The sequence below is a fragment of the uncultured Leifsonia sp. genome, assembly GCF_945957465.1.
Classification (GTDB): Bacteria; Actinomycetota; Actinomycetes; order Actinomycetales; family Microbacteriaceae; genus Leifsonia.
Genome location: NZ_CAMFLC010000045.1, coordinates 20438 through 27310 on the forward strand (window position 1 = coordinate 20438; position 6873 = coordinate 27310).

General features: G+C 65.4%; 5 protein-coding genes. All 5 read left to right on the forward strand.

What is annotated here, in order from left to right; translation table 11 throughout:
• The first annotated feature begins 2 nt into the window (after positions 1-2).
• The 5 genes from recF (at position 3) to Q0Q23_RS16250 (ending at position 6768) form a co-directional block, all read left to right on the forward strand.
• Positions 3-1157, forward strand: coding sequence for a DNA replication/repair protein RecF (gene recF, locus Q0Q23_RS16230; protein ID WP_295126414.1), 1155 nt, complete (start codon positions 3-5; stop codon positions 1155-1157).
• Positions 1154-1630, forward strand: a complete 477-nt coding sequence (locus Q0Q23_RS16235; RefSeq protein ID WP_295126418.1) for a DUF721 domain-containing protein — start codon at positions 1154-1156, stop codon at positions 1628-1630. The genes recF and Q0Q23_RS16235 overlap by 4 nt, the downstream gene beginning before the upstream one ends.
• 123 nt (positions 1631-1753) lie before the next feature.
• Positions 1754-3763, forward strand: a complete 2010-nt coding sequence (gyrB, locus tag Q0Q23_RS16240) for a DNA topoisomerase (ATP-hydrolyzing) subunit B (RefSeq protein ID WP_295126421.1) — start codon at positions 1754-1756, stop codon at positions 3761-3763.
• A 43-nt stretch (positions 3764-3806) separates the two neighbouring features.
• The gene (gene gyrA, locus Q0Q23_RS16245; protein ID WP_295126424.1) at positions 3807-6365 is read left to right on the forward strand and encodes a DNA gyrase subunit A; all 2559 of its coding nucleotides are present in this window, start codon (positions 3807-3809) and stop codon (positions 6363-6365) included.
• Positions 6355-6768 carry a DUF3566 domain-containing protein gene (locus Q0Q23_RS16250; RefSeq protein ID WP_295126427.1) on the forward strand — a complete coding sequence of 138 codons (414 nt, stop codon included), beginning with the start codon at positions 6355-6357 and terminating at the stop codon, positions 6766-6768. Before gyrA ends, Q0Q23_RS16250 begins: the two co-directional genes overlap by 11 nt.
• Positions 6769-6873: the final 105 nt, after the last annotated feature.

Sequence of the window (6873 nt, forward strand, 5' to 3'; positions counted from 1 at the left end):
CGTTGAGAGTTACACATCTTTCCCTGACCGATTTCCGCAACTATCGCTCCGCGGAGGTCCCGTTCGCGGCCGGCGCCAATCTGTTCGTCGGCCGCAACGGTCAGGGGAAGACCAACCTCGTCGAGTCCCTCGGCTACCTGAGCACCTTGGGCTCGCATCGCGTGTCGAGCGATCAGGCGATGATCCGCAAGGGCGCCGACTCGGCGATCGTCCGCGCGCGCATCGAGCATGACGGCCGCGAGCTGCTGGTGGAGGTGCAGCTCAACCGGTCCTCGCCCAACCGCGCGCAGGTGAACCGTGGAGCGATCAAGCCACGCGAGCTTCCTCGTTACTTCTCGAGCGTGCTCTTCGCTCCGGAGGACCTCGCGCTCGTCCGCGGCGAGCCCGGGATCCGCAGGCGATTCCTGGATCAGCTGCTGATCCAGAGAAGTCCTCGCTTCTCGGCGATCATCTCGGACTACGAGCGGGTGCTCAAGCAGCGGAACACCCTGCTCAAATCAGCACGCGCCTCCCGGATCAAACCGGACCAGCTCGGGACGCTCGACATCTGGGACGAGCGGCTCGTCGCGCTGGGCACCGAGCTGATCGACGCCCGGCTCGATCTGGTGGCACGGTTGAGTGAACCGGTCGTGGCGGCGTATCGCTCCGTGGCCGGCGACGACCACCACCCCCGACTCCTGCCGCAGCTCACCATCCGCGGAGCCCACGTCGATGACGACGCGGACGACGCGGACGATTCCGTAACCATCTCAACTGGTGACACCGCGGAGGTGTTCCGTGGTGCGCTGGCCGCCGTCCGCCCGAAGGAGCTGGAGCGCGGGCTGACGCTCGTCGGGCCGCATCGCGACGACGTGCTCTTCGAGCTCAACGGCCTCCCGGCGAAGGGATACGCGAGTCATGGCGAGTCCTGGTCGTTCGCGCTCGCTCTCAAGCTGGCGTCGGCCGACCTCCTGCGCCAGGAGTCCTCCACAGGCGATCCTGTGCTGATCCTCGACGACGTCTTCGCGGAGCTCGATCAGGCACGCAGGCGAATGCTCGCAACCGCCGTAGCAGGTTACGAGCAGGTGCTCATCACCGCTGCCGTGCTGGACGACGTTCCGGAGGCCCTCGCCGCGCACACCGTGCGGATCGAGGCCGGGACTATCGTGGGATCGTGAGCGAGGCGGCGGCGGTCTACCTGCGGATGAAGGAGCTCTTCACCGGAACCCCCACTCGCAACCGCAGGGCCAAGCGCACCGAGGTCGACCCCACGGCATCGAAGCCTTTCGGGGCCGGCCGCGATCCCCGTGGACTCGGCGACGTCGTGGATGCGCTCGCAGCGCAACTCGGCTGGAGCAGCGCGCTCGCCAAGTCCGACCTCCTCGACGGATGGGAGGAGCTGGCCGGCGCTGAGACCGCTCGGCACGCCGTCCCCGACCAGATCGTCGACGGCGTGCTGGTGGTGCGCTGCGAGTCGACAGCGTGGGCGACCCAGTTGCGGATGATGCGTTCGGAGCTTCTCGTCCGGATCGGGGAGCGGTTCCCCGGCGCCGAGATCGACTCGATCCGATTTCAGGGGCCGGACGCCCCCTCCTGGAAACGCGGTCCCAGGTCGATTCCAGGGCGCGGTCCGCGCGATACTTACGGCTGACAGCACAAAAGAGGTCGCCTGAGCAAAGAAAACGCGTCAGAGGCGCGATTCCGGGTAATTCGGCTCCGCGTGCTTGGTAGAATGGAGAGTCACTGTTGAGTGCGGTCAGGAGCCTAATTTCATATGACGATGGAACCGAACAGGGCCGAGGCGGAACACGACTACGGCGCCAATGAGATCCAGATCCTCGAGGGTCTCGAAGCCGTCCGCAAGCGACCCGGAATGTACATCGGCTCCACCGGTCCCCGCGGACTCCACCACCTGGTCTATGAGATCGTCGACAACTCCGTCGACGAGGCGCTTGCAGGGCATGCCGACAACATCGAGGTGACGATCCTCCCCGATGGTGCTGTGCGCGTGGATGACAACGGTCGCGGCATCCCGGTCGACGAACACCCCACCGAGAAGAAGTCGACGGTGGAGGTCGTGCTGACGATCCTGCACGCGGGCGGCAAGTTCGGCGGCGGCGGATACGCCGTCTCCGGCGGCCTGCACGGTGTCGGCAGCTCCGTCGTGAACGCGCTTTCCAGCCGGCTCGACGTGGAAGTGCATCGACAGGGTCACGTGTGGCGCCAGAGCTATCGCAACGGAGTGCCCCAGGCGCCGCTCGAGCAGGGTGAAGAGTCGGATCGCACCGGAACGATCATCAGCTTCTGGCCGAGCCCCGACACGTTCGAGACCGTCGTCTTCGACTACGACACCCTTCGCACCCGCTTCCAGCAGATGGCCTTCCTGAACAAGGGCCTGCGCATCGCGATCACCGACCAGCGCGCACCCGAGGTGGAGCCCGTCGAGGGCGAAGTCGAAGAGGATGAGCAGGTTTTCGCATCCCGGTCCGAGGTCTTCCTCTACGAGCGCGGCCTGACCGACTACGTCCACTACCTCAACTCGGCCAAGAAGGCCGATGTCGTCCACGACGAGATCATCTCGTTCGAGTCGGAGGACACTGAGCGCAAAATCGCCCTTGAGGTCGCCATGCAGTGGACGACGAGCTACAACGAGTCCGTCTTCACCTATGCGAACACCATCAACACACACGAAGGCGGCACGCACGAGGAGGGTTTCCGCGCGGCGCTGACGACGCTCGTCAACCGCTATGCGCGCGAGAAGAACATCCTCAAGGAGAAGGACGACAACCTCTCCGGCGAGGATGTGCGTGAAGGCTTGACGGCCGTCGTGTCGGTGAAGCTGTCCGAACCGCAGTTCGAGGGCCAGACGAAGACGAAGCTCGGTAATACCGAAGCCAAGGCATTCGTGCAGAAGGTCGTGGGCGACCAGCTCGGCGACTGGTTCGACCGCAACCCGAACCAGGCGAAGGAGATCATCCGCAAGGCGCTCCAGGCCGCGACCGCGCGGCTCGCCGCCCGCAAGGCGCGCGAGACCGCCCGCCGCAAGGGTCTCCTCGAGAGCGGTGGAATGCCGGGCAAGCTCAAGGACTGCCAGTCGAAGGACCCGACGATCTCTGAGATCTTCATCGTCGAGGGCGACTCGGCCGGCGGTTCGGCCGTCCAGGGCCGCAACCCCGAGACGCAGGCGATACTTCCGTTGCGCGGCAAGATCCTCAACGTCGAGAAGGCCCGCCTGGACCGTGCACTCGCCAACAACGAAGTGCAGGCCATGATCACGGCGTTCGGCGCCGGAATCGGCGAGGACTTCAACCCGGAGAAGGCGCGATACCACAAGATCGTGCTGATGGCCGATGCCGATGTCGACGGTCAGCACATCACGACCCTGCTCCTCACGCTGCTGTTCCGGTACATGCGCCCGCTCGTCGAGCTCGGCTACGTGTATCTCGCGCAGCCGCCGCTCTACCGTCTCAAGTGGTCGAACGCCGAGCACGAGTACGTGTACTCCGACCGCGAGCGCGACGCCTTCCTGGCGGAGGGCCTCGCGGCGGGCAAACGCATCCCCAAAGACAACGGGGTGCAGCGCTACAAGGGTCTCGGTGAGATGGACTACAAGGAGCTGTGGGAGACCACGATGAACCCCGAGACGCGCACGCTGCTCCAGGTCACGTTGGACGACGCCGCTGCCGCCGACGAGATCTTCGCAACGCTGATGGGCGAGGACGTGGAGTCCCGTCGCTCGTTCATCCAGAAGAACGCCAAGGACGTCCGGTTCCTCGACATCTGAGGACCGCGACGAGAAGACCCCTCGGTTACGAGAAGAGAGCACTGTGACGGACGAGACCCCTACCGGCGAGAGCTTCGGCATCCACGGCAAGATCGACCAGGTCGACCTCCAGAAGGAGATGGAGCGGTCATACCTCGACTACGCGATGAGCGTCATCATCGGGCGCGCGCTGCCCGAGGTGCGCGATGGGTTGAAGCCCGTCCACCGTCGGGTGATCTACGCGATGTTCGACGGCGGCTACCGGCCGGACAAGGCGTTCTCGAAGTGCGCTCGCGTTGTCGGCGACGTGATGGGCCAGTTCCACCCGCACGGAGACTCGGCCATCTACGACGCCCTCGTGCGTCTCGTTCAACCGTGGAGCCTCCGCTACCCGCTCGCGCTCGGCCAGGGCAACTTCGGCTCACCCGGAAACGACGGCGCTGCCGCGCCGCGATACACCGAGACCAAGATGGCCCCGCTCGCTCTCGAGATGGTCCGCGACATCGACGAGGAGACCGTCGACTTCCAGGACAACTACGACGGTCGGACGCAGGAGCCGGCCGTCCTCCCGAGCCGCTTCCCGAACCTGCTCGTCAACGGTTCGGTCGGCATCGCGGTCGGCATGGCCACGAACATCCCGCCGCACAACCTGCGGGAGGTCGCAGACGGCGCGCTCTGGCACCTCGCCCACCCGGACGCCCCCCGCGAGGAGCTCCTGGAGGAGCTGATCAAGCGGATCAAGGGACCGGACTTCCCGACCGGCGCCCAGATCCTGGGCATCAAGGGCATTCAGGACACCTACCGCACCGGTCGCGGATCGATCACCATGCGCGCCGTGGTCAGCATCGAGGAGATCCAGGGCCGCGTCTGCCTGGTGGTCACCGAGCTGCCTTACCAGGTGAACCCGGACAACCTCGCGATCAAGATCGCCGAGCTCGTCAAGGACGGCCGCGTCGGAGGCATCGCCGACATCCGGGACGAGACCTCCGGACGCACCGGACAGCGCCTGGTCATCGTGCTGAAGCGCGACGCGGTCGCCAAGGTCGTGCTGAACAACCTGTACAAGCACACCCAGCTGCAGGAGAACTTCGGCGCGAACATGCTCGCGATCGTGGACAACGTTCCGCGCACGCTCGCTCTCGACGGCTTCATCACGGCGTGGGTCGACCACCAGATCGATGTGATCGTCCGCCGCACGCGTTTCCGCCTGCGTAAGAAGGAGGAGCGGGCGCACATCCTGCGCGGTTACCTCAAGGCCCTCGATGCGCTCGACGAGGTCATCGCGCTGATCCGCCGCTCGGCGACCGTCGAGGACGCCCGCGACGGCCTCAAGCAACTCCTCGACGTCGACGACGTGCAGGCCGACGCCATCCTCGCCATGCAGCTGCGCCGCCTCGCCGCCCTCGAGCGCCAGAAGATCATCGAGGAGCACGACCAGATCGAGCTCGAGATCCTCGACCTCAAGGCCATCCTCGAAGACCCGACGCGTCAGCGCTCGATCGTCAGCGAGGAGCTCACCGAGATCGTCGACCGCTTCGGCGACGACCGCCGCACCGAGATCATGTTCGGCTTCGACGGCGATATGAGCGTGGAAGACCTGATCCCCGAAGAGGAGATGGTGGTCACCGTCACGCGCGGCGGCTACATCAAGCGCACGCGCAGCGACAACTACCGCAGCCAGCACCGCGGCGGCAAGGGAGTCAAGGGCGCTCAGCTGCGCGGCGAGGACGTCGTGGACCACTTCTTCGTGACCACGACGCACCACTGGCTGCTCTTCTTCACCAACAAGGGGCGCGTGTATCGCGCCAAGGCGTATGAGGTGCAGGAGGCCGGGCGTGATGCCAAGGGCCAGCACGTCGCCAACCTGCTCGCCATGCAGCCGGACGAGGAGATCGCCGAGATCCTCGACATCCGCGACTACGCTGCCGCCAAGTATCTGGTGCTCGCGACCCGGGACGGTCTGATCAAGAAGACCGCTCTCGAGGAGTACGACACCAACCGCTCGGGCGGCATCATCGCGATCAAGCTGCGCGAAGACGATGAGTTGGTCTCTGCGCTGCTGGTCGAGGAGGACTCGGACCTCCTACTCGTCTCGCGCAAGGGCATGTCGATCCGGTTCACGGCGAGCGACGAGGCCCTCCGGCCGATGGGTCGCTCGACCTCCGGCGTCATCGGGATGCACTTCCGCGGCGACGACAGTCTGCTCGACGCAGCGGTCGTCTCCGACGAAGGCTACGTGTTCGTCGTGACGGAGGGCGGGTACGCCAAACGCACGTCGGCCGACCAGTACCGCTTGCAGAACCGCGGCGGTCTGGGCATCAAGGTGGCGAAACTGAGCGACGACCGGGGGGACCTCGTGGGTTCTCTCATCGTCGACGAAGACGACGAGGTCCTGGTGGTTCTTGCCAGCGGCAAGGTGGTACGCTCGGCCGTGGCCGAGGTTCCCGCCAAGGGCCGAGACACCATGGGTGTCGTTTTTGCACGTTTCGCCGAGTCCGACAAGATCATCGCTCTGGCGAAGAACACCGAGCGCAACCTCGATTCCCAGGTTTCCGATGCAGAATCGGATGCCGACGATGAGACCGGTCGTGCCGGGAAGGATGAAGCCGTAGATGAGCAGTAGCGTCGCCGAGAAACTCGCGCGGAAGTCGACACGTCGACCCGCCTCCGCCAAGCAGGTGCGGCTGAAGCTCGTGTACATCGACTTCTGGTCGACCGTGAAGCTCTCGTTCCTCGCGGGCATCTGCCTGGCGATCATCGCGATCGTGGGTTCGTTCCTGATCTGGACGGTCCTCGACCGCACGGGCATCTTCGACCAGTTGAACGGACTGGTCAAGGACATCTCGGGCGCCGGCGGAGGCGACCTCCGGTCGGTGCTCGGCCTCGGCCAGGTGATGGGCTTCTCGCTCGTCGTGGGCATCCTCGACATCGTCGTGGTGACCGCGCTCGGAGCCGTCTTCGCCCTGCTCTACAACCTCTCGGTGAAGATCACCGGGGGCCTGCTCGTCGGTTTCACGAACAACTGACGGGCCGGCGCCCTCGATTTCACACTCAGGGCCAGATCAGGTACCCTCTTATCTGTTGCCCATTCGGGGATATAGCTCAGGCGGTTAGAGCGCTTCGCTGATAAC

Excerpts from the sequence above, each read along its gene's own strand:
- gyrB (WP_295126421.1), top strand. The coding sequence starts at position 1,754 with ATGACGATGGAACCGAACAGGGCCGAGGCGGAACACGACTACGGCGCC.
- Q0Q23_RS16250 (WP_295126427.1), top strand. The coding sequence starts at position 6,355 with ATGAGCAGTAGCGTCGCCGAGAAACTCGCGCGGAAGTCGACACGTCGA.